We start from the raw sequence: 20,045 nt of genomic DNA, 5'->3' as shown, positions 1-20,045 counted from the left end.
GATGGGCTCGCTCCGGCTCGGCGGCGCCCGTCACGGAGCGGCACCGGTCCTGTTCCTGCTGGGATTGCTCGCCGTCGGGGCCATGCCCGCCCGGGCGCAGGTGGATCTCCGCATCCTGCCGCCGAAGCCGGCCTACGTGCGCAATCCCACCTGTGCGCCGGTGGCGACCAGCATCCCCTTCGCGGAGCACGAAGGGACGCGCGACGTCGGATTGTCGCCATCGCCGCGTGAGATGCCGCTGAATCAGGGCGAGAGCGCGATCTGCTTCGCCTACGCCACCGCCGACATGATTTCGCATCGGCTGGGGCGCCAGATCGCCCCCCTCGATGTCGCCACGAAATACTACTTCGCCGATCCCGAGCGCCTGACGGCCATCCCGGCCCTGCGCCGGCACCTGAAGGCACACCCGAACTGGCGCGCCGACATCGCCTGGAGCCGCAACGCCGCCGAAATGTCGCCGGCCGGCAACCCGAAGCTGCTGCCCTACTTCGACAAGATCGAGGGCGGCGAGGAGGATACGGCCGCGCTCCTCTACAACATCGGCGGCCTCTGCGAGGATCGCGATCTGCCCTCCAACGACGGCTATCGCTACGCCGCGTCGACCCTGCGTCGCCTGCGCTATCGCAGCCGCCTGGCGCCCCGGCCGATGAGCTTCCGCAGCCTCGCCGGCACGGTCCCCCATCTTCGCCACCCTCAGACCGATACCTTCAATGCGGGCTGGATCGCGCATGTGGACGCACGCTGCCGACGGGTCGGCCTGCCCGTGCCTCTGCTTCCGGTGTCCTATCGGCTGGCAGCCAATCAGGCCGAGTTCGTGGAGATGCGGGATTCGGGGACGCCCCCGAGCCCGCGGGCGATCAGCCGGATCCTGGCGATGATCGATTACGCCCTGGACCACGGTCGCGTGCCCACCATCGGCTACAGCTGGTACCTGCTGGAGGATCGCGATCCCAAGGACCCGGATCTCCACGCGGATCACGCCAGTCCGGTCATCGGGCGGCGAACCGTCGGCGGTCGCTGCCAATATCGGGTGCAGGACAACACCGGCGAATACTGCGCCCGTATGCGACCCGGCATGCGCGAGGCCTGCGAGAACGGCCGCGTCTGGGTCAACGAGGAGGCCCTGCGCCGGACCCTCTACAGCGTTACGTACCTGCGCTGAGCCGCGACGCAAGTCCGTCACCGGCAAGGAAACCAACGACAGGCTGAGCCGTTACTTCGTTAACCACGAGGGAGCCGATCATGTCGTCACGCTGGATGACCCTGCAGGACATCGCCGATTCGCGCAGCATCAGTCTCGACCAGGCGCGTGTCTGGGTGGATGCCGTGCATTGCCCGCGGGTCTTCCGCGCCGACGCCACGCTCTATCTCGTCTAGGTCCAGCCGAGACGTCAGAGGCGCCGGTCGAGCCTCAGGATGCGGCAGAGCTCCCCGGCCCTGGCAGCCGGGGCATGGGGCGCGCGGATCAGCAGCGCTTCGGCCGCTCCCAGGACGAAGAGCATCGAGGAATCCTGGCGGTTCTCGGGGTAGACCACCGGGAGGCGGTCTGGCGCCCTCTCGATCCGCGACCGGAGATAATCCTGGCGCAGGTCGTTCTCGGACAGGTCGGTGCCCAGGATGGCCGGTTCGGACAGATCCGCGGAGGCCCGCGGGTCTCCGAGGAGGGCGCGGATCGCCGGAACCACGAACAGCAATCCGCAGACCACCGAGGCCACGGGGTTGCCCGGAAGGCCGAGAACGGCCATCCGGCCGAGGCGCCCGTGCATCAGGGGTTTTCCGGGCCGGAGCGCGACCCGCCAGAACCCGAGTTCCAGGCCGCGGGTCCGCAGGGCCGATTGCACGAGGTCGTGGTCGCCGACCGAGGCCCCGCCGAGGGTAATCAGGAGGTCCGCGTCGGCCGCCACCGCGCGCAGGATCGCGTCGTCCAGGGCCGCGAGGGTGTCGCCGGCGATTCCGAGATCGATGGCCTCCGCGCCCGCCTCCCGAACCAGGGCCGCGACGGCCAGCCCGTTCGAGGCGACGATCTGGTCCCATCGCGCCGGTTGCCCGGGGGCCACCAACTCGTCCCCCGTGGCGAGGATGGCCACCCGTGGGCGCCGCCGGACGCAGAGTTGGCCGTGGCCTCCGGCGGCCGCGAGGGCGATGCGGCGCGGATCCAGCGCGTCTCCGGCGGCGAGCAGGCGATCGTCCACGCGGAAATCGAGGCCGCTCGGGCGGATGAAGCGGCCCGCGGGCACGGAGTCCCGCCCGGTCACGCCGTCGGATGTCGCCTCTGCGTTCTCCTGGATCAGGATCGCGTCGGCCCCCTCCGGCACCGGCGCACCGGTGAAGATCCGCACGGCCTCACCGGGTCCCACCACACCGGCGAAACCGTGCCCGGCGGCACTGGTCCCGATGAGCCGCAGGGTGGCGGGCGCGTCCGCGAGGTCGGCGCTGCGGACCGCGTAACCGTCCATGGCCGAGGCGGGGAAGGGCGGTTGCGTCCGGGTGGCCCGCACCTCCGCCGCCAGCGTACGCCCGGCGGCCTGCCCGATCGCGACGGTCTCCGTCTCGACCGGACCCGGAATGCCTTCGAGAACCCGCGACAGCGCCTCGGCGACCGGGATCATGCCCGCGGACCCCGTCCGTTTCGGAGGCCTGCCGCTCAAGCGCGATCCTCGGCGCGGTAGGCCCCGGAGCGACCGCCATCCTTGGCGAGCAGCCGGATGCCCTCGATCCGCATGCCGCGATCGGCCGCCTTCACCATGTCGTAGATGGTCAGACAGGCCACCGAGACCGCGGTCAGCGCCTCCATCTCGACGCCGGTCGGCCCCAGCACCTTCACCTCCGCCGTCACCCGAAGGCCCGGAAGGCCGTCGTCGGGCTCGCAATCGACGCGCACCTTCGAGAGCAGGAGGGGATGGCAGAGGGGGATGAGCTCGTGGGTGCGCTTCGCGGCCATGATGCCGGCGAGCCGCGCCGTGCCGATGACGTCGCCCTTCTTGGCGTCGCCCTCGCGGATCAGCCGCAGGGTTTCGGGCAGCATGACCACGAGCCCGGTCGCGCGGGCGGTGCGGGTGGTCGCGTCCTTCTCGGACACGTCGACCATGTTGGCCGCGCCGGACGCGTCGAGGTGGGTGAGTTCGGCCATCGTCGCGTCCTCAGGCCTGGGCGTCGCCGAACAGCAGGCGCCGGGTGGCCGCCGTCACGTCGGCCTCGCGCATCAGGCTCTCGCCGACCAGGATGGTGTCGAGGCCGGCCGCCGCGAGCCGGACCACGTCGGCATGGCCCGCGATGCCGCTCTCGGCCACGGCGATCCGGTCGGCCGGCACGCCAGCGGCGAGGCGGATCGCGGTCTCGAACGAGACCTCGAAGGTCTTCAGGTTGCGGTTGTTGATGCCCACCAGCCGGGTGCCGAGGGGCAGGGCCCGCGCCAACTCCTCGGTGTCGTGGACCTCGACCAGCACGTCCATGCCGAGGTCGTGCGCGGTCTCCACCAGGACGGCGGCCTCGTCGTCCTCGAGGCAGGCCATGATGACCAGGATGCAGTCGGCGCCCCAGGCCCGCGCCTCGAACACCTGGTAGGGCTCGAACAGGAAGTCCTTGCGCAGGACCGGAAGGGCGCAGGCGGCGCGCGCCTCGGTGAGGTATTCGGGCCTCCCCTGGAACGAGGGCGTGTCGGTGAGCACCGAGAGGCAGGTGGCGCCGCCGGCCTCGTAGGCGGCGGCGAGGACGGCGGGGTCGAAGTCCGCGCGGATCAGGCCCTTGGAGGGCGAGGCCTTCTTCACCTCGGCGATCAGGGCCGGGCGCTTCTGCGCGATATGCGCCGCGATGGCCTCGGCGAAGCCCCGCGGCGGCGTGACGTCGGCGATGCGCTTCTCGAGCTTGGTCTGCGGCACCCGTAGCTTCGCCTCGGCGATCTCACGCCGCTTGTAGGTCTCGATGCGGGCCAGCACGTCCTTGCGCTCGGTGGACGCGGTCTCGGGGACGGACCCGGATTTGGGCTCGGACATGACGGGCTTTCAGGCGTTCGAGCGACGGTTCGAGAGACGGACCAGCGTCCGGAGTGTGGCACGCGCGGCGCCGCTGTCGAGGGCCTGACCGGCCCGGACGACACCCTCCGCCAGGGTGCCGGCGGCCTCCGCCACCACCAGGGCGGCCCCCGCGTTGAGGACGGCGATGTCGCGATAGGCGTTGCGCGCCCCATCCAGCACCCCGGCCAGGGCGGCGGCGTTGTGCTCCGGGTCGCCACCCCGCAGGGCTTCCAGCCCATGGAGCGGCAGGCCGACCTCGCGCGGATCGATGGTGAAGCGCGAGATCCGGCCGTCCGTCAGCGCCACCACGGCGGTGGGGCCGGTCACGGTGATCTCGTCGAGGCCGTCGCTGCCGTGCACGGTCCAGACCCGGTCGCTGCCGAGTTCCGCCAGGACGCCGGTCAGCGGCTCGGCCCAGGCCGGCGACGAGACGCCGAAGAGCTGGCGCCGCACGCCGGCCGGGTTCGCCAGCGGGCCCAGCATGTTGAAGATCGTCCGCATCGGCAGTTCGGCCCGCACCGGGGCCACGTGGCGCATGGCGGCGTGGTGGGTCTGGGCGAACATGAAGCACAGGCCCGCCTCGGCGAGGCACAGGCTCAGTTCGTCCGGCGCGAGGCCGATGCGCACGCCGAGGGCCGTGAGCACGTCGGCGGCGCCGGAGCGCGAGGTGGCGGCCCGGTTGCCGTGCTTGGCCACCGGCACGCCGCAGGCGGCGGTGATGATCGCCGCCAGGGTCGAAACGTTGTAGCTGCCCGAATGGTCGCCGCCGGTGCCGACCACGTCGACGGCGCCCGCGACGCCGGGCACCGGCAGCATCCGTGCCCGCATGGCCTCGACGGCACCGACGATCTCGTCCGGGGCCTCGCCGCGGACCTTCAGCGCCGTCAGGAAGGCGCTGGCCTGAACCGGCGTGACCTCGCCCGAGAGCAGATCGTCGAAGGCCTGCCGCGCCTCGGCACGGTCCAGGCCCGCGCCGGTGGCGACCTTGGCGAGGAGGGGCTTGAAGGATTCCATGTGGCTCGGGCGTGACGGTCCGGCACGGAGAACCGGATTGATTCCAGACAGGCGACGTAACCCGTCAATGCACGCCGTCGCGGCCCTTGTCACGCGCCGCATTCCACGTGGCCGCGATGTCCAGGAAATTCCGCAGGATCTGCGATCCGTGATGCGACAGGATGCTTTCGGGGTGGAACTGCACGCCGTGGACGGGCCGATGGGCATGCTGAAGGCCCATGATCAGGCCGTCGGCCTCGGCCGTGACGGTGAGATCGGTCGGGCAGCCGCCCCGCTCCACCACCAGGGAATGGTAGCGGGTAGCGTCGAACGGCCCGTTCAGCCCCCGGAAGATGCCCGAGGCCCGATGCTGGATGCTGGAGACCTTGCCGTGCATCGGCGTCGGCGCCCGGACCACGTCGCCGCCGAAGGCCTGCCCGATGGCCTGGAGCCCGAGGCAGACGCCGAAGATCGGGATCTCGGTCGAGAGGTCCTTGACCACGTCGAGGCAGATGCCGGCCTCGTTCGGCGAACAGGGGCCCGGCGACAGCACCACGGCGTCGGGCCGGCGCGCGCGGATCTCCTGCGTGGTGATGGCGTCGTTGCGCACCACGTCGATCGAACCGCAGAGGGGGCCGATCAGGTGGACGAGATTCCAGGTGAAGGAATCGTAATTGTCGATGACGAGGACGTCGGACATCGGAGCTTCGCGCGCTGGATTTTCAAGAGCATGTGGCCGAACCGATACGAACGGTCAATGTCACTTTGAGCTCACGTATGACCTCGGTGGGGACCGCGTCCAGACTGGTTTGAAATCGATTTCAGGCGAATTTTACAGGCAATCGAGTCACGTTGTGGTTGCGACTGCAAAAATATTATGTTTTCTGGTTGTTTATAACTACAAGCGCTTCCTAATTGTTGCAGAAGCCTGAGGAGGATACTCGATCCATGTCTTTTGATTTGGTCGGTTTGGGCACAATTTTGAAAGTAATTTACTCGCACAAGAAAGATCGAGATCGATTTATCAGGGAAGATGTTTCTAAACAAATCAAAAAAGAACAGGGTCTTAAGACGTCTAGTGGTGGAGACTTTTATGTTCCGTTTTGGGCGGACGCAAAAGGGCATGTTTCTGGAGCTTTAGATCTCGACGTTGCCACGAGAGGGCGTGTCGCAGTTAATCGGAAACATAAAGGTCGACTTTATCCAATACTTGCAAAATCATTTCTACTTTGGTGGAATGAGAAGCGGCGACTGAGAAACGTACCAATTAGGGTTATAGATGAGCGCCTCACAGCAAAATACGTGGTGGAAGATAATGGAACAATAAAAATCGAGAACACCCTCTCTCTCATCGTAGGCGACGAAGGACGTCGATTGATCTACCCCTACTTCTGTGAGAATCCCTCGCTAAGCGAAGAAGCGGCAAGGATCGCACTTTGCCTGATGTCAGCATCCATTAATTCATACGAACCTAGTGAAATGCGCGTCTTAGATGTGATCGCTGGAAAATCTTTCTCGATCCTGGACTTGCCCCTGGAAGGAAATGAGAAAGATCTTTTCCATACACAATATGGGGCGTTGATGGCTGATTGGAAGAAAGAAAAAGCAAAACAGGAAGAGTAGGTGGGCCTCAATCCCTATTGTCCCCGCCGGGCCCGGCTCGCGAACACCACCGCATCCTCGGCCGCGCGGAACAGGGCCTTGGCCTTGTTGACGCATTCCTGCTGTTCGGAGGCCGGATCGGAATCGTAGACGATGCCGGCACCGGCCTGGACGTGCATGCGGCCGTCCTTCACCAGGGCGGTGCGCAGCACGATGCAGGTGTCCATCTCGCCGCGCGCGCCGAAATAGCCGATGCAGCCGCCGTAGGGGCCGCGCTTCTCGCGCTCGAGTTCGTCGATGATCTCCATGGCCCGCACCTTCGGGGCACCGGAGACGGTTCCGGCCGGAAAGCCGGCGGCGAGGGCCGCGAGGGCATCGTGCTTGGGGTCGAGGTCGCCCTCGACGTTCGAGACGATGTGCATGACCTGGCTGTAGAACTCGAGGAAGAACGAACCCGTGACCGTGACGCTGCCGATGCGCGCGACGCGACCGACATCGTTGCGGCCGAGGTCGAGCAGCATGAGGTGCTCGGAGCGCTCCTTGGGATCGGCCAGCAGTTCCTCGGCCAGCGCCTTGTCCTCGGCCGGCGTCGCGCCGCGCCGGCGCGTCCCGGCGATCGGCCGGATGGTGACGCGCCCGTCACGGACCCGCACCAGGATCTCGGGCGACGAGCAGACGAGCTGGAAATCCTCGAAGTCGAGGTAGCACAGGAACGGGGCGGGGTTGGTCCGGCGCAGCGAGCGGTAGAGGGCCAGGGCCGGCAGCGTGAAGGGCGCCTCGAAGCGCTGCGAGAGCACGACCTGGAAGACGTCGCCGGCGACGATGTACTCCTTGGCCCGGGCGACCATTCCCAGGTACGCTTCGGGTGTCGTGTTCGAGACCGGCTCGGGATGCGCGATCGCGTGCGGGTCGATACGGGCCTCGACGGGGAGGGGGCCTTCGAGGATCTCGGCCACCCGCTCCAGCCGACCCAACGTCGCCTCGTAGGCGGCGCGTGCGCCGATTCCGGCGGTCGGGCGCACCGGGCCGACCACGGTGATCAGGTCGCGCACCGAGTCGAAGACCACCATCACGCGCGGTCGCACGAGGATCGCGTCCGGTACGCCGAGGGGATCGGGGTTCGGGTCTCCGAGGGCTTCCATGGCCCGGACCATGTCGTAGCCGAGGTAGCCGAACAGGCCCGCCGCCATCGGCGGCAGCACATCCGTGTCGCCCTCCGCGCCGATCGCGCTCTCGGCGATCAGGGTCCGCAGGCTCGCCAGGGGCGCAGCCGCCTCGGGCGTGAACACCGACAGGTCGGGACCGCGCGCGATCTCCGCCCGGCCGTCGCGGCAGCGCCAGGCTAGGTCGGGGTCGAGCCCGATCATCGAGTAGCGTCCGCGCACGACGCCCCCCTCGACGGATTCGAGCAGGAAGGCGGTGCCGGGGTGCTCGGCCCGCAGCTTCAGGAAGGCGGCGACGGGCGTCTCGAGATCCGCCACCAGAGTGAGGTTGAGGAGGGCGGGACGGCCCGCCTCGTAGGCGTCGACGAAGGCCGTGAAGGCGGGGTCCTCGGACATCGTCGGCTCAGTACTCGCCGCCGCCGATCGCCCGGCGGAAGGCCGCCTGGTTGATGGTCACGCCCACCGAGGTCTGCACGTCGCCGATGTACTGACCCAGGACATCGTCGGCGATGGTGGGCTGGAAACGCTTGCCAATCGCCTCGTCCTCCGGCGAGCCGGGAACGAAGGCCGGCATCGTCGCGGCCGTGACCTTGAACAGGGCACGGCTCTCGCCGGCCTCTGCGGAAGCCGACTTGTCGACGGCCGTCGCGAAGACGCGGTTGACAACCTCGGCCGTCAGATCGCCCTGGGCCTGGTTGCGGGCCAGGTCGGTCAGGCTCTGGACGGTCAGGCCCGCTTCCGCGGCGACGGCCTCGACGGTCTCGCCCTGGTCGAGGCGCGCCGACAGCGCCTTGGCCTTCGCCAGCAGCCGGCTCTGGACTTCGGCGGCGCGCCAGCGGGCGACGACCTCGTCGCGCACCTCATCCAGCGGCTTGTCGTGGGCGCGGTCGACCCCGGTCACGTCGTACCAGATGTATCCCCCGGTCTTGGTGCGCAGGGGCTCGTTGTCGCCACCCATCTCGGCCCGGAACAGGGCGGTCAGGGTGGTGTCGCGATCCGGGATGCCCTCGACGGTCCTGCCGGCGGGATCGAGGCCCTGCGCGGTGACGGCCGGAATGGTCTGGAGCGGCAGGTCGCGCTCCTTGGCGATGTCGGCCAGGGGCTTCGAATTGGCGCGCTGGTCCTCGATCGCGTCGTGGGCCGCGTCGATGCCGCTGTTGGCGCGCTCCAGGGCGATGGTCTTGGCGATGTCCGCGGAGACCTCGGCCAGCGGTTTCACCGTTCCCGGCTCGATGGCGGTGACGCGCAGGAGGACGGTGCCGAAGCGGCCCTTCACCGGTGCGCTGACCGTGTTCAGAGGCAGGGCGAAGGCGGCGTCCGCCACGGCGGGATCGAACAGCTCCGCCTTGGAGAGCGTCCCGAGGGAGAGGTTCTTGGCATCGGCGCCGGTCTCGGCGGCGGCCGCCTCGAACGGCTTGTCGCCGGCTTCGATCGCCGTCCGGGCCGCCTCGGCGGCAGCCTGATCGGGATACACGATCTGCTGGATCGTGCGACGCTCCGGCGTCCCGTACCGCGCCTTCTCGGAATCGTAGCGCTTGGCGATGTCCTCGGCGGTCACGGCCTCGGGCTTGGCCATCGCCTGCGGGTCGAGGACCAGCAGGGTGACGGCGCGGGCTTCCGGCGCGCGGAAGGCGAACTTGTTGTCCTCGTAATACGCCTTGACCGCATCCTCGGAGGGCGCCGGGATCTCACCGGCCACGGAGGGCGGCAGCATCATCAGAGCGACCGAACGGCGCTCGGTGGTGTAGCGGTGCACCGCCTCGCGCAGGGCCTCGGGGACATGCAGGTCGGCCGCGACCGCCTCGGCGAGCTGCAGGCGGGCGGCAACCGAGCGCTGCTCGCGCACGAAGGTGGCCTCGTTGATGCCGGCGCGCTGAAGCGTCTGGTAGAAGAGGGCGGGATCGAACTTGCCGTCGGCGCCCTGGAAGCTCTTCTCCTCCTGGATCGCGCGCAGCACGGCCGCATCGGGGATGCTCAGGCCGAGGGCGGCGGTCTGCTGGTCGAGGGAGGCTTCGCTGACGAGCTGCGCGAGCACCTGGCGGTCGATGCCGAGGGCCCGGGCCTGATCGGGCGTCAGGGTGCGGCGGGTCTGGCTCTGATAGCGCTGGAGCTGATTCTGATAGGCGCTGCGCACCGTTTCGGCGGAGATCTGCGCCCGGCCCACGGTGGCCACGCTGGAGGACGAGCCCGCGCGGAAGAATTCCTCGACGCCGAAGATCGCCACGCCGGCGATCAGGAAGGTGAAGACCACCGTGAGGATGATCTTGCCGAGCCAGTGCTGGCTGGCCTTGCGCATGTTCTGCAGCATCGAACGTCCGGGCACCCGTCGCGTGGGCGCCGGAAGCGCCCGTCATTTCTGGGAAGGTCGCCCGCGATAGACCATCCGTGCTGTCACCGCAAAGGGCGTTCGCGGTTTGCGCCCATCCTGAGGCTCTGTTAGGGCCGGCGCGACCGCGAAGCGAAGCCTTAGCAGCGAGGGACGGGATGACGAAGTCGGGGCGACGGCCGCTGGTTGCCGGCAACTGGAAGATGAACGGCCTGCGCAGCTCGGTCGCCGTCGTGGAAGCCGTCCGCAACGGCCTGACCGCCGCCCTGCTCGACACCGTCGACGTGCTCATCTGCCCGCCCTCCACGCTGATCGCCTCCTGCGTGGCGGCCGCCTACGGCTCGCCGATCGCCATCGGCGGCCAGAATCTCCACGCCAAGCCGAACGGCGCCTTCACCGGCAGCATCTCGGCGGAGATGCTGGCCGATCTCGGAGCCTCCTACGTCATCGTCGGCCATTCCGAGCGCCGGGCCTACCACCACGAGACCGACGATGGCGTGCACGCCAAGGCGCTGGCCGCCCGCCGCGCGGGCCTCTGCGGCATCATCTGCGTCGGCGAGACGAAGGAGGAGCGCGAGGAGGGCCGGACCCTCGACATCGTGCGCGCGCAGCTCGCGATCGGCGTGCCGAAGGGAGCCACCGCCAAGGACACGGTCATCGCCTACGAGCCGGTCTGGGCGATCGGCACCGGCCTGACGCCGACCCCGGCCGACATCGCCGAGGTCCATGCCTCGCTGCGCGAGATGCTCGGCCAACTCATCGGCGCCGAGGCCCAGGCGGTGCGCATCCTCTATGGCGGCTCGGTCAAGCCGAGCAACGCCCGCGAGCTGATGGCGGTGGACAACGTCGACGGCGCGCTGGTCGGCGGCGCCAGCCTGGTCGCCGACGACTTCCTCGGCATCGCCCGCGCCTACCTGCGCTAGGGATCGAGCCGAAAAATCCCATTTCGTTCGGATTCGGTCCCGGGGTTTCAGCGGGAGTGGCCCATGGTTCGTCGGCGGACATGATCCGGCAATCGGACGCGGATCGGGCTTGGGCCGTCGAGGAGGCCTGCCGCAACGCCCGGCCGTCGCCGCTGGAGATCGGCCTCGGCGGCTGGATCCTGCGGGCCTCGGGCGGTCCGACCCGTCGGACGAACTCCCTCAATCCCCTGCGCGGCTGGCGCGACGATCCCGCCCGCATCGTCGCGGAGGCCGAGAGCCTCTACCGGAACCTCGGCCGGCCGCTGATCGTCCGGGTCCCGGATCTCGTCCCCGAGATGGATATCCTGCTCGACGGTCTCGGCTATCGGTCCGAGGGCGAGGCCTGCACGCTCTTCGCCGAGCTTCCGCCGGACGACCGCGACGGGGCGGAGGGCGTCGCCCTCGACAATGCCCCGGACGCGGCGTGGCTGGCGGCGCGGGCCGCCTGCGAGGGCGTGGTGTCCGAGGTCGCCCTGCGGACCTACCACGACTCGATCGCGTGTCTGATCCTGCCCCGGATGTTCGCGCGGCGGATCGAGGCGGACCGGACGGTGGCCGTCGCCTACGGCGTCCTGCATCGCGGAATCCTCGTGTTCGAATCCGTCGCGACGCACCCGTCCCATCGCCGGGCGGGCCATGCGCGCAGCCTGATCCTGGCCCTGATGGCCTGGGCCCGGCGGGAGGGGGCGACCGGGGCCTGCCTGCAGGTGGTCGCCGAGAATGCGCCGGCGCGCGCCCTCTATGCCGGGCTCGGCTTCTCGCGCAGCCTCTACGGCTATCGCTACCGCCGCCGGGACTAGGGCTGCCTCCGCGATAACTCCGGGGTTCGAAGGATTGCCGCGCCGGCCGACGCGGTGCCGAAGCCTCGGTCCGGTTGGCGCGCGGGGCCATCTGGTGTATGGCCCCGCGGATATGTCGGCGGCGCCAGGACTCACCGGCCCGTAACGCATTCGTGCCCGGGTCTCTCCTCGGAACCGGCGCGCGGATGATGAAGCTTCCGGAAACCCGATGCAGACCGTTCTGATCTCGATCCATCTCATCGTCGTCCTCGGCCTCATCGCCGTGGTCCTTCTCCAGCGCTCCGAGGGCGGTCTCGGCCTCGGCGGCGGCGGGAGCGGCGGCGTGGCGGGTTTCATGACGGGGCGCGGACAGGCCAACGCCTTGACCCGCGCGACGGCCATCCTCGCCGCCCTGTTCTTCACCACCAGCATGGCGCTCGCGATCCTGTCGCACCGGAGTGCGGCCCCGCGCTCGATCCTGGAAGGAACCGGGACCAGCCAGCCCGCGACCCAGCCGAATGCCGGCAACCTGCTCGACACCCTGCGGGGTCAGAGCGGCACCCAGCCCGGGACTCCGGCGAGTGGGACTTCGGCGCCCGGCACCCCGGCGCAGGTGCCCGAGACCGCGCCGGCCCAGCCGGCCGTGCCGCAGGCCCCGCAGTCGCGCTGACCGGCCGGTCGATGGCCCGACGGAGGGGGCCTTCGACCGAGACGTGACCGCGGCGAGGTCGCCGGGCCCGGTCGGGTCGAGGTGAACCGCGGGGTTATCCAGACACCCGGCGTCCAAGTGCTCGGACAAGTGCTCGGACGCCGCTCCTCGTTGCAACGCCGATCGAACGACGTCCTCGCCGCGCATGCGCAGGTATCGCGGGGGATAGGCGTTTTTGTTGTTTGGCGAATCGTTCTCCCTTGTTTATGGACCGAGGCCCATGACGCGGTACGTATTCATCACCGGCGGCGTGGTTTCCTCGCTGGGCAAGGGTCTCGCATCGGCGGCGCTCGCGGCCCTGCTGCAGGCCCGGGGCTACAAGGTCCGCCTGCGCAAGCTCGACCCTTACTTGAACGTCGATCCGGGCACGATGAGCCCGACGCAGCACGGCGAGGTGTTCGTCACCGACGACGGCGCCGAGACCGACCTCGACCTCGGGCATTACGAGCGCTTCACCGGCCTCGCCGCGACCCGGGCCGACAACATCACCACCGGGCGTATCTACCTCGACATCATCACCAAGGAGCGGCGCGGCGATTACCTCGGCGCGACGATCCAGGTGATCCCGCACGTGACCAACGCGATCAAGGACTTCGTTCTCGAAGGCAACGAGGCCTTCGACTTCGTGCTGGTCGAGATCGGCGGCACCGTCGGCGACATCGAGGGCCTGCCGTTCTTCGAGGCGATCCGGCAGCTCGGGCAGGAGCTGCCCCGCGGCGCCACTGCCTTCGTGCACCTGACCCTGCTGCCCTACATTCCCTCCGCCGGGGAGCTGAAGACCAAGCCGACCCAGCACTCGGTCAAGGAGCTGCGCTCCATCGGCATCCAGCCCGACATGCTGCTCTGCCGCTGCGACCGGCCGATCCCGACGGACGAGCGGCGCAAGCTCGGCCTGTTCTGCAACGTCCGCGAGACCGCCGTGATCGAGGCCCGCGACGTCGCCTCGATCTACGACGTGCCGCTCTCCTACCGCGAGGCCGGTCTCGACCGGGAGGTGCTGGCGCATTTCGGCCTGCCCTCGCAGGACGAGCCGGACCTGTCGCGTTGGCGCACGATCTCGGAGCGGGTGAAGAACCCCGAGGGCGAGGTCTCCATCGCCATCGTGGGCAAGTACACGGGCCTTAAGGACGCCTACAAGTCACTCACCGAGGCGCTGACCCACGGTGGCATCGCGCATCGGGTCAAGGTCAACCTCGAGTGGATCGAAGCCGAGGTGTTCGAGCGCGAGGATCCCGCACCGTTCCTCGAGGGCATCCACGGCATCCTCGTCCCGGGCGGCTTCGGCCAGCGCGGCGCGGAGGGCAAGATCCGCGCGGCGCGTTACGCCCGCGAGCGCAAGATCCCGTATTTCGGCATCTGCTTCGGCATGCAGATGGCGGTCATCGAAGCGGCCCGGGCGCTCGCCGGCGTCGCGGAGGCCAACTCGACCGAGTTCGGAGAGACCCGCGAGCCGGTGGTCGGGCTCCTGACCGAATGGCTGAAGGGCAATGAGCTCGAGCGCCGCGCCGCGGCCGGCGACCTCGGGGGCACCATGCGCCTCGGCGCCTATCAGGCGAGCCTGCGGCCGGATTCGAAGATCGCCGAGATCTACGGCACCACCGACATCTCCGAGCGCCACCGCCACCGCTACGAGGTCAACATGGCCTATCGCGAGTGCCTGGAGGCGAAGGGCCTGCGCTTCTCGGGCCTCTCGCCGGACGGACTCCTGCCGGAGACCGTCGAGCATGTCGGGCATCCCTGGTTCATCGGCGTGCAGTTCCATCCGGAACTGAAGTCCCGCCCGTTCGAGCCGCATCCGCTCTTCAAGAGCTTCATCGGCGCCGCCATCGTCCAGAGCCGTCTGGTCTAGCCAGGTATCGGAACGGCCGCGCACCGACCGTCTTCGCCGGCCTGCGGCCTGACGCGTCGTTCCCGGCTTGCGGGAGCGACGGTCGGGCCGACGGACGGCTGTTCCGACCGGGCTCAGACCCATGCCTCCCGGGCATCGCCCGGGCGGGTACGGCGGCGCCCGGCTCCTGGGGAACGTCGCCCCCGTTGCTCCATTGACTGTTCACACGGGGTCGCTGCCCCACAGGGAGTCATGGAATGCCGCCGATCTTCACCGCCGATTTCGAAACCCGCCGCGATGCCGAGATGAGCGTGGAACACCTCGTTCAGGAGCACGGCATCGACCGGAACGCGATCACGGTTGTGGCGGCAGGCGATCGCAACAGCGCCGGTACGGAACAGGCGGGGGGCGATCTGGAGGACGGCCGGAGCAAGGGCGAGACCGAGGGGGAGCCCGCGCTGACGGGGGCGATCCAGGTTCGGGTCGACGCCGAGGCCGCGCAGAAAGGCGTCATCGACGAGTCGTTCTCGACCTTCGGGGGGCGGACCGTTCAGCGCTGACGCGCGCGGCTCACGCCGCCAGCGCGATGACATCCGTGTCGGGCCGCGCCGTCTCGCGCGGTCCGAACAGGTGCTGATGCAGGGCGTTCGGGCAGTGGACGCGTCCCGAGGCGTCGGTGATCCGCACCTCGGTCATCCCCGCGATCATCAGCGACCAGCCCTGCTCCACGGCGCCCAGGACGGAGCTGTGGCGGAAACTGAAGCACCGCTCCAGGACGCGCGCGCTGACGGTGAAGCTCACGGGATGAGATCCTTGGCTGGTCGCTCGGCACCCGGCTTCGGGCATCCGGCGAGATCGGGAGATGGGAGCCGTGCGGCGCTTGTGGCTGCGCCGACGGGTTGCGTGTGCACCGCAATAATGGCTTCCGGTTGACAAACGCTGAGCGAAAACGTGCGGCGCGCGAATTCGATCAACCCTGCGCGGGATCGTGACCGGCAACGGCACGGACGGCGTTCAGGACGGCCTCGGGATGCTGGTGGTGCAGCATGTGACCGGTCCCCGCCAGGAGGGTGAACGCGGCCCCCGGGATGAGCCGCGAGGCCCAAGAGCCGTGTCGCGGCGTGCTGACGACGAGATCCGAATCGCCGCCGAGAATCCGGACGGGTACCCGGCAGGCCGGATACGCCAGCGCGTTTCGAATCAGGCCGGCCATCAGGCCGGCCGCGTCCTCGCCTTCAACCACCAGCTGGTCTGCGGTGCCGGCCAGCCCGAACGGATTGGCGGCGGCATAGCCCGGCGGCATCGTGGCCGGCAAAAACATCGCGTTCCACAGGAGCGGCAGCAGCGCAGGGTCCATCGTGCGCCCAAGGAGGTCGGACGCGAAACGCCCACCCGGCACCGCCCGAGGGCCGAACAGCAGGTGTTCCAGGCGCGGCTCGGGAAAGCAGATCGGCGCCAGGGCGACGACACCGGCGATCTCGTCGGGAAACCGAAGGCCGTACGCCAGCGCCAGCGCGCCACCGAAGGAATGCCCGACGATGATCGGCCGCTCCAGGCCGAGCGCCCGAACGCCCTCCCGGATCAGGGCGGCCTGCCGCCAGAGTTCGGCGTCGGCCGCGCCCCGGCGCCGGCTGAAACCATGGCCCGGACGGTCGACGGCGATGACCCGGAACCGCTCGGCGAGGTGAGGCACCAGGCCGAGCCACATATCTTCCAGGGACATCAGCGTCCCGTGGATGAGCACGACGGGCGATCCGGTCCCGGCTTCGGCGTAGGCGAGCGTACGCCCCTCGTGCAGGTCGATGGTCGATCGTGGCACGAGGCGCTCGGACACCGCGGGTGAGATCCTCCCGACCGGGCTGGCGATGGGTGCGATTTCCATCAGGACGAACGCCGGTTCCGCCCGGCGGGGGATGCGGACGCGGCGAGCCCCCGTCCGCTCGAGGCGCCCGTCATCACCCCGCGCCGATCGTTCGGCGCATGTCCGTGTGGCATGGTGGTCCTTCCCCCGACGGTTCCGGCAGATCGCCCGCCGCGTCCTCGAACGGTGACGCGCGGGAGGGCCGCCGGTTCTGTTCCGAGCCCGCACCTGCGCGGTTTTCACGCGCGGATTCGCGCGCCGGAAGAGGCGCGGCGCGCGGTCATGCGGCTGGCTTTGGCGCAGCGTCGGACTACCTTGCAGCCTGTGACCGAGATCCTGTTCTATCACCTCCAGAACCAGCCCCTCGAAAAGGTGCTCCCGAACCTGCTGGAGCGCTCTCTGGAGCGCCAGTGGCGGGCGGCCATCCAGGCGGCCAGCGAGGAGCGGCTCCAGGCCCTGGACGACCAGCTCTGGACCTACAGCGACGACAGCTTCCTGCCGCATGGGACCGATCGCGATGTCGACGCGGCCAGCCAGCCCGTCGTGCTGACCCTGAAGGATGCGAACCCGAACGCCGCGTCGATCCGCTTCCTGGTGGAGGGCGCCGACCTGCCGCCCGATGCCGCCGACTATGCACGCATCTGCGTGCTGTTCGACGGCACCGACCAGGAGGCCCTCCTGCGCGCCCGTGCGCAGTGGAAGGAGGCGAAGGCCGCCGGACACACGATCGCCTATTGGCAGCAGGACGACGACGGCCGTTGGCAGAAGAAGGCCTGACGTCGCTGCCGCATTCCGACCATCGCCGAGAGGATTCGCCATGAGACGTCTCGCCTTCGGCCTCGCGGCCCTGCTGATCGCGACCCCTCCGCTGCAGGCGCAGCCCGCCCCGCAGCCCGCCCCGCAGGCGGAGCGTCCGGCCGAGGCGCGAAAAGCGTCCGAGCCGCGCGTCACCCAGGGCGGCAAGCTCCCCGCGGACGCCGTCACCGAGCACAGCGTCACCCTGCCGGATGGGCGCACGCTCGCCTTCACCGCCCGCGCCGGCAGCCTGCCGCTGGTGGACGAGGCCGGCAAGCTCCAGGCGGAGATCGCGTTCATCGCCTACACGCTGGCCGGCCAGGGTGGTGGGAAGACGCGCGATCCGGCGCGCCCCGTGACCTTCGCGGTGAATGGCGGGCCTGGCGCCGCCTCCGCCTACCTCAACATCGGTGCGATCGGACCCTGGCGCCTGCCGGTGGAGGGCGCCAGCATCAGCCCGTCGGCGCCGATCGGCCTCGTGCCGAACGACGGAACCTGGCTCGACTTCACCGACCTCGTGTTCCTCGACCCCGTCGGCACCGGCTACAGCCGCGCGGCCGACGGAGATGCCAAGCGCTACTGGAGCATCGACGCCGATGCGTCCGTGCTGGCCTCGGCCATCGCCCGCTGGCTCCGCACCAACGACCGCATGGGGGCGCCGAAATTCTACGTCGGCGAGAGCTATGGCGGCTTCCGCGGGCCATTGATCGCGGCGAAGCTCCAGGAGGAGATCGGCATCGGCCTGTCGGGCATGGTTCTGCTCTCGCCGGTGCTCGATTTCGCCTGGCTGCAGGCACCGCGCACGACCCCCTGGGGCCACGTGATCAAGCTGCCGTCCTTCGCCGCCGCCGCCATCGAGCGGGCGGGCGGCATCCCGACGCGCGAGACCATGGCCGACGCAGAGGCCTACGCCACCGGACCCTACCTCGCCGATCTCCTGAAGGGGCCGTCCGACAGCGCCGCCGTGGCACGGCTGGGCGACCGGGTCGGCGCCCTGACCGGGCTCGACCCGAGCTTCGTGCGGCGCCAGGCCGGGCGTCTCTCCGGCCAGAGCGTCCAGCGCGAGATCGGCCGCGACACCGGCCGGGTCGCCAGCGCCTACGATACGGGCGTGACCGGATGGGACCCGGACCCGAATGCCGCCCATTCGGGCTTCGAGGACCCCCTGCTCACCGCGCTCCAGGCGCCGCTGACCAGCGCGATGATCGCGCTCTACACCGACACCCTGAACTACCGGGTGCCGGATCTGCGCTACGAACTCCTCAACGGGGCGGTGAACCGGGGCTGGACCTGGGGCGGCGGTCGCTCGGCGCCCGAATCCCTCGGCGCCCTGCGCGGCGTGCTGTCCCTCGACGGCAACATGCGGGTGCTGGTCGCCCACGGGTATACCGACCTGGTCACGCCGTATTTCGCGTCGAAGCTCCTGATCGACCAGATGCCGGCCTATGGCGGCGGGCGTCTCGATCTCGCCGTGTACCCGGGCGGGCACATGTTCTATTCCCGACCGGATTCGCGCGCCGCGTTCCATCGGGACGCGGCGGCTCTCTACGCGGCCGCGCTCAGCGCGCGGAGCTCCGCGCAGCGCTGAGGACCCCGTCGTGCCTGCTTCCACCCACCCGCGCCTGCTGATCCTGGCCGTGCTCGCGGCCTGCGGCCTGTCCGCCTGCACCAGCACCGAGACACGGCGCACGGAGACTCCGGCACCCGAGCCGCTCCCCGTCGCCGTGCCGAAGCCCGCACCGGCCCCGACCTTCCAGGGACCCGTCCTGACGGGGGACGGCACCTGCACGGCGCCCGCGCCGGCGGGCGCCGCCGCGATCGAGATCGGCATCGGCGAGTGCGACCTCGTCCGCCTGAAGGGCAAGCCCCCCACCGACGTGCTGGTGGGGGAAGGGCGCGCCGGCCGCGAGGTGCAGGTGCTCTACAACGAGCCCGGCGCGAAGGAGCTGTACTTCTTCGTCAACAACCGGCTCGACCGCATCGTCAAGTGAGCGACCGGCTCAGCGCTCCGTGAGCTTCATCTCGATGCGCCGGTTGCGGGCATAGGCCTCCTCGGTGGTCCCGGCCTCGAGGGGCTGGAACTCGCCGAAGGCGGCGGCCAAGAGGTGCTGGGGCGGGATGCCCTTCGCGACCATGGCCTGCACGACCGCGATGGCGCGGGCCGCCGACAGGGCCCAGTTCGAGGGAAACTGGGCGCTGGCGATGGGCCGCGCATCGGTGTGGCCGTCGATGCGCAGCACCCAGGGAATGTCGGCCGGGATCTGCTTGGCGAGGTCGAGGATCGCGCCGGCGATGCGGTCGAGTTCGGGGCCGGCCTCCGGCTTCAGGCTGGCGGAGCCCGCCGGGAACAGCACCTCGGATTGCAGGACGAAGCGGTCGCCGACGATGCGGATGTCCGGGCGGTTGCCGAGGATCTGGCGCAGGCGGCCGAAGAAGTCCGAGCGATAGCGCGCGAGTTCCTGCACCTTCTGGGCCAGGGCCACGTTGAGGCGGCTGCCGAGGTCGGCGATGCGGGCCTGGCTCTCGCGGTCGCGGTTCTCGGAGGCCGCGAGCGCATCCTCGAGGGCGGCGAGCTGGCGCCGCATCGCCGCGATCTGCTCGTTCAGGAGGTCGATCTGCGCGGCGGCGCGGGCGGTGTTGGCGCGCTCGGCCGCCAGTTGCTTGTCGACCTCGCCCTGCCGCCCGGCCGAGCCCTGCGACGCTTCGGCCTGCGCCCTGAGGCGATCGCGGTCGGCCTGCGCCCCGAGGAGGGTGTTGCGCAGGGACGAGGCCTGCTCCTCCTGCGTCTTCCGGGTCGAGCGCTCCAGGGCCAGCAGGTCCGTCAGGTCGGCGATCTGGCGATTGAGCCGGGTCAGCACCGAGTCCCGGCCGCTGATCTCCTGGGAGAGGAAGAACTGGCCGACCACGAAGATCGTGAGCAGGAACACGACCGCCAGCAGCAGCGTCGCCAGGGCGTCGACGTAGCCCGGCCAGACGTTGAGGCTCCGGTCGCGGCGACCGCGCGTGGAGGCCAT

21 protein-coding genes are annotated in these 20,045 nt (G+C 69.7%); 11 read left to right on the top strand and 10 right to left on the bottom strand.

Going from position 1 to position 20,045, the window contains the following annotated elements; genetic code table 11:
* Position 1 precedes the first annotated feature (1 nt).
* Positions 2–1,162 carry a hypothetical protein gene (locus ASF18_RS07490; RefSeq protein ID WP_056350530.1) on the top strand — a complete coding sequence of 387 codons (1,161 nt, stop codon included), beginning with the start codon at positions 2–4 and terminating at the stop codon, positions 1,160–1,162.
* Between the two features lie 80 nt (positions 1,163–1,242).
* A complete protein-coding gene (locus ASF18_RS25045) occupies positions 1,243–1,377 on the top strand; it encodes a hypothetical protein (protein ID WP_274534736.1) in 135 nt (44 codons plus the stop codon).
* 14 nt (positions 1,378–1,391) lie between these two features.
* On the opposite strand, the gene glp is transcribed toward ASF18_RS25045, so the two are convergent.
* The 5 genes from glp to ASF18_RS07465 form a co-directional block, all read right to left on the bottom strand.
* Positions 1,392–2,609, bottom strand: coding sequence for a gephyrin-like molybdotransferase Glp (gene glp / locus ASF18_RS07485; RefSeq protein WP_056350528.1), 1,218 nt, complete (start codon positions 2,607–2,609; stop codon positions 1,392–1,394).
* A 35-nt stretch (positions 2,610–2,644) separates the two neighbouring features.
* Positions 2,645–3,130 (bottom strand): cyclic pyranopterin monophosphate synthase MoaC, encoded by a 486-nt coding sequence (gene moaC / locus ASF18_RS07480; RefSeq protein WP_056216808.1) that lies wholly within the window; start codon positions 3,128–3,130, stop codon positions 2,645–2,647.
* 10 nt (positions 3,131–3,140) lie between these two features.
* Positions 3,141–3,992, bottom strand: a complete 852-nt coding sequence (gene trpC, locus ASF18_RS07475; RefSeq protein ID WP_056216811.1) for an indole-3-glycerol phosphate synthase TrpC — start codon at positions 3,990–3,992, stop codon at positions 3,141–3,143.
* Positions 3,993–4,001: 9 nt separating this feature from the next.
* A complete protein-coding gene (gene trpD / locus ASF18_RS07470; RefSeq protein ID WP_056350526.1) occupies positions 4,002–5,027 on the bottom strand; it encodes an anthranilate phosphoribosyltransferase in 1,026 nt (341 codons plus the stop codon).
* Between the two features lie 64 nt (positions 5,028–5,091).
* Positions 5,092–5,706, bottom strand: coding sequence for an aminodeoxychorismate/anthranilate synthase component II (locus ASF18_RS07465; protein ID WP_056216817.1), 615 nt, complete (start codon positions 5,704–5,706; stop codon positions 5,092–5,094).
* A 248-nt stretch (positions 5,707–5,954) separates the two neighbouring features.
* Here ASF18_RS07465 and ASF18_RS23575 point away from each other — a divergent pair, with 248 nt between their 5' ends.
* Positions 5,955–6,629, top strand: coding sequence for a hypothetical protein (locus ASF18_RS23575; RefSeq protein ID WP_156649708.1), 675 nt, complete (start codon positions 5,955–5,957; stop codon positions 6,627–6,629).
* A 14-nt stretch (positions 6,630–6,643) separates the two neighbouring features.
* Here ASF18_RS23575 and trpE read toward each other — a convergent pair whose 3' ends face one another.
* Both trpE and ASF18_RS07455 read right to left on the bottom strand, forming a co-directional pair.
* Positions 6,644–8,167 (bottom strand): anthranilate synthase component I, encoded by a 1,524-nt coding sequence (gene trpE / locus ASF18_RS07460; protein ID WP_056350524.1) that lies wholly within the window; start codon positions 8,165–8,167, stop codon positions 6,644–6,646.
* A gap of 7 nt (positions 8,168–8,174) precedes the next feature.
* Positions 8,175–10,079, bottom strand: coding sequence for a peptidylprolyl isomerase (locus ASF18_RS07455; protein ID WP_056350522.1), 1,905 nt, complete (start codon positions 10,077–10,079; stop codon positions 8,175–8,177).
* Between the two features lie 176 nt (positions 10,080–10,255).
* Here ASF18_RS07455 and tpiA point away from each other — a divergent pair, with 176 nt between their 5' ends.
* The 5 genes from tpiA to ASF18_RS07430 all read left to right on the top strand — a co-directional run bounded on the left by tpiA (position 10,256) and on the right by ASF18_RS07430 (position 14,935).
* Positions 10,256–11,020 carry a triose-phosphate isomerase gene (tpiA, locus tag ASF18_RS07450; RefSeq protein WP_056216829.1) on the top strand — a complete coding sequence of 255 codons (765 nt, stop codon included), beginning with the start codon at positions 10,256–10,258 and terminating at the stop codon, positions 11,018–11,020.
* An 80-nt stretch (positions 11,021–11,100) separates the two neighbouring features.
* Positions 11,101–11,859: a GNAT family N-acetyltransferase gene (locus ASF18_RS07445; protein WP_056350520.1), complete on the top strand. Its 759-nt coding sequence runs from the start codon at positions 11,101–11,103 to the stop codon at positions 11,857–11,859.
* A 208-nt stretch (positions 11,860–12,067) separates the two neighbouring features.
* Positions 12,068–12,508 carry a preprotein translocase subunit SecG gene (secG, locus tag ASF18_RS07440; protein WP_056269897.1) on the top strand — a complete coding sequence of 147 codons (441 nt, stop codon included), beginning with the start codon at positions 12,068–12,070 and terminating at the stop codon, positions 12,506–12,508.
* Positions 12,509–12,767: 259 nt separating this feature from the next.
* Positions 12,768–14,396 carry a CTP synthase gene (locus ASF18_RS07435; RefSeq protein WP_056216838.1) on the top strand — a complete coding sequence of 543 codons (1,629 nt, stop codon included), beginning with the start codon at positions 12,768–12,770 and terminating at the stop codon, positions 14,394–14,396.
* Between the two features lie 236 nt (positions 14,397–14,632).
* Positions 14,633–14,935, top strand: coding sequence for a hypothetical protein (locus ASF18_RS07430; RefSeq protein WP_056216841.1), 303 nt, complete (start codon positions 14,633–14,635; stop codon positions 14,933–14,935).
* A gap of 10 nt (positions 14,936–14,945) precedes the next feature.
* Here ASF18_RS07430 and ASF18_RS07425 read toward each other — a convergent pair whose 3' ends face one another.
* Positions 14,946–15,176: a hypothetical protein gene (locus ASF18_RS07425; protein WP_056269892.1), complete on the bottom strand. Its 231-nt coding sequence runs from the start codon at positions 15,174–15,176 to the stop codon at positions 14,946–14,948.
* A gap of 169 nt (positions 15,177–15,345) precedes the next feature.
* Entirely contained in the window at positions 15,346–16,209 is an 864-nt protein-coding gene (locus ASF18_RS07420) for an alpha/beta hydrolase (RefSeq protein ID WP_244472607.1), read from the bottom strand.
* 351 nt (positions 16,210–16,560) lie between these two features.
* On the opposite strand from ASF18_RS07420, the gene ASF18_RS07415 reads away from it, so the two are divergent.
* The 3 genes from ASF18_RS07415 to ASF18_RS07405 are packed head-to-tail and all read left to right on the top strand — an operon-like array spanning position 16,561 to position 19,022.
* Positions 16,561–17,013, top strand: a complete 453-nt coding sequence (locus tag ASF18_RS07415; RefSeq protein WP_056350517.1) for a DNA polymerase III subunit chi — start codon at positions 16,561–16,563, stop codon at positions 17,011–17,013.
* Between the two features lie 40 nt (positions 17,014–17,053).
* Positions 17,054–18,619, top strand: a complete 1,566-nt coding sequence (locus tag ASF18_RS07410; RefSeq protein ID WP_056350515.1) for a peptidase S10 — start codon at positions 17,054–17,056, stop codon at positions 18,617–18,619.
* Between the two features lie 10 nt (positions 18,620–18,629).
* On the top strand, positions 18,630–19,022 hold the full coding sequence (locus tag ASF18_RS07405; protein ID WP_200917526.1) for a hypothetical protein: 393 nt from the start codon (positions 18,630–18,632) through the stop codon (positions 19,020–19,022).
* 9 nt (positions 19,023–19,031) lie between these two features.
* Here ASF18_RS07405 and ASF18_RS07400 read toward each other — a convergent pair whose 3' ends face one another.
* The gene (locus ASF18_RS07400; RefSeq protein ID WP_056350513.1) at positions 19,032–20,045 is read right to left on the bottom strand and encodes a peptidoglycan -binding protein; all 1,014 of its coding nucleotides are present in this window, start codon (positions 20,043–20,045) and stop codon (positions 19,032–19,034) included.

The sequence above is a fragment of the Methylobacterium sp. Leaf89 genome, assembly GCF_001422215.1.
GTDB lineage: Bacteria > Pseudomonadota > Alphaproteobacteria > Rhizobiales > Beijerinckiaceae > Methylobacterium.
Note: the sequence above shows the minus strand (reverse complement) of the source record. Positions and strands in the feature narration are given on the sequence as shown.

What these genes read in the sequence shown, in the direction of transcription:
- ASF18_RS07490 (WP_056350530.1), top strand. Translation starts at nt 2, where the DNA reads ATGGGCTCGCTCCGGCTCGGCGGCGCCCGTCACGGAGCGGCACCGGTC.
- ASF18_RS25045 (WP_274534736.1), top strand. Translation starts at nt 1,243, where the DNA reads ATGTCGTCACGCTGGATGACCCTGCAGGACATCGCCGATTCGCGCAGC.
- glp (WP_056350528.1), bottom strand. Translation starts at nt 2,609, where the DNA reads ATGATCCCGGTCGCCGAGGCGCTGTCGCGGGTTCTCGAAGGCATTCCG.
- moaC (WP_056216808.1), bottom strand. Translation starts at nt 3,130, where the DNA reads ATGGCCGAACTCACCCACCTCGACGCGTCCGGCGCGGCCAACATGGTC.
- trpC (WP_056216811.1), bottom strand. Translation starts at nt 3,992, where the DNA reads ATGTCCGAGCCCAAATCCGGGTCCGTCCCCGAGACCGCGTCCACCGAG.
- trpD (WP_056350526.1), bottom strand. Translation starts at nt 5,027, where the DNA reads ATGGAATCCTTCAAGCCCCTCCTCGCCAAGGTCGCCACCGGCGCGGGC.
- ASF18_RS07465 (WP_056216817.1), bottom strand. Translation starts at nt 5,706, where the DNA reads ATGTCCGACGTCCTCGTCATCGACAATTACGATTCCTTCACCTGGAAT.
- ASF18_RS23575 (WP_156649708.1), top strand. Translation starts at nt 5,955, where the DNA reads ATGTCTTTTGATTTGGTCGGTTTGGGCACAATTTTGAAAGTAATTTAC.
- trpE (WP_056350524.1), bottom strand. Translation starts at nt 8,167, where the DNA reads ATGTCCGAGGACCCCGCCTTCACGGCCTTCGTCGACGCCTACGAGGCG.
- ASF18_RS07455 (WP_056350522.1), bottom strand. Translation starts at nt 10,079, where the DNA reads ATGCTGCAGAACATGCGCAAGGCCAGCCAGCACTGGCTCGGCAAGATC.
- tpiA (WP_056216829.1), top strand. Translation starts at nt 10,256, where the DNA reads ATGACGAAGTCGGGGCGACGGCCGCTGGTTGCCGGCAACTGGAAGATG.
- ASF18_RS07445 (WP_056350520.1), top strand. Translation starts at nt 11,101, where the DNA reads ATGATCCGGCAATCGGACGCGGATCGGGCTTGGGCCGTCGAGGAGGCC.
- secG (WP_056269897.1), top strand. Translation starts at nt 12,068, where the DNA reads ATGCAGACCGTTCTGATCTCGATCCATCTCATCGTCGTCCTCGGCCTC.
- ASF18_RS07435 (WP_056216838.1), top strand. Translation starts at nt 12,768, where the DNA reads ATGACGCGGTACGTATTCATCACCGGCGGCGTGGTTTCCTCGCTGGGC.
- ASF18_RS07430 (WP_056216841.1), top strand. Translation starts at nt 14,633, where the DNA reads ATGCCGCCGATCTTCACCGCCGATTTCGAAACCCGCCGCGATGCCGAG.
- ASF18_RS07410 (WP_056350515.1), top strand. Translation starts at nt 17,054, where the DNA reads ATGAGACGTCTCGCCTTCGGCCTCGCGGCCCTGCTGATCGCGACCCCT.
- ASF18_RS07400 (WP_056350513.1), bottom strand. Translation starts at nt 20,045, where the DNA reads ATGGCCTCCACGCGCGGTCGCCGCGACCGGAGCCTCAACGTCTGGCCG.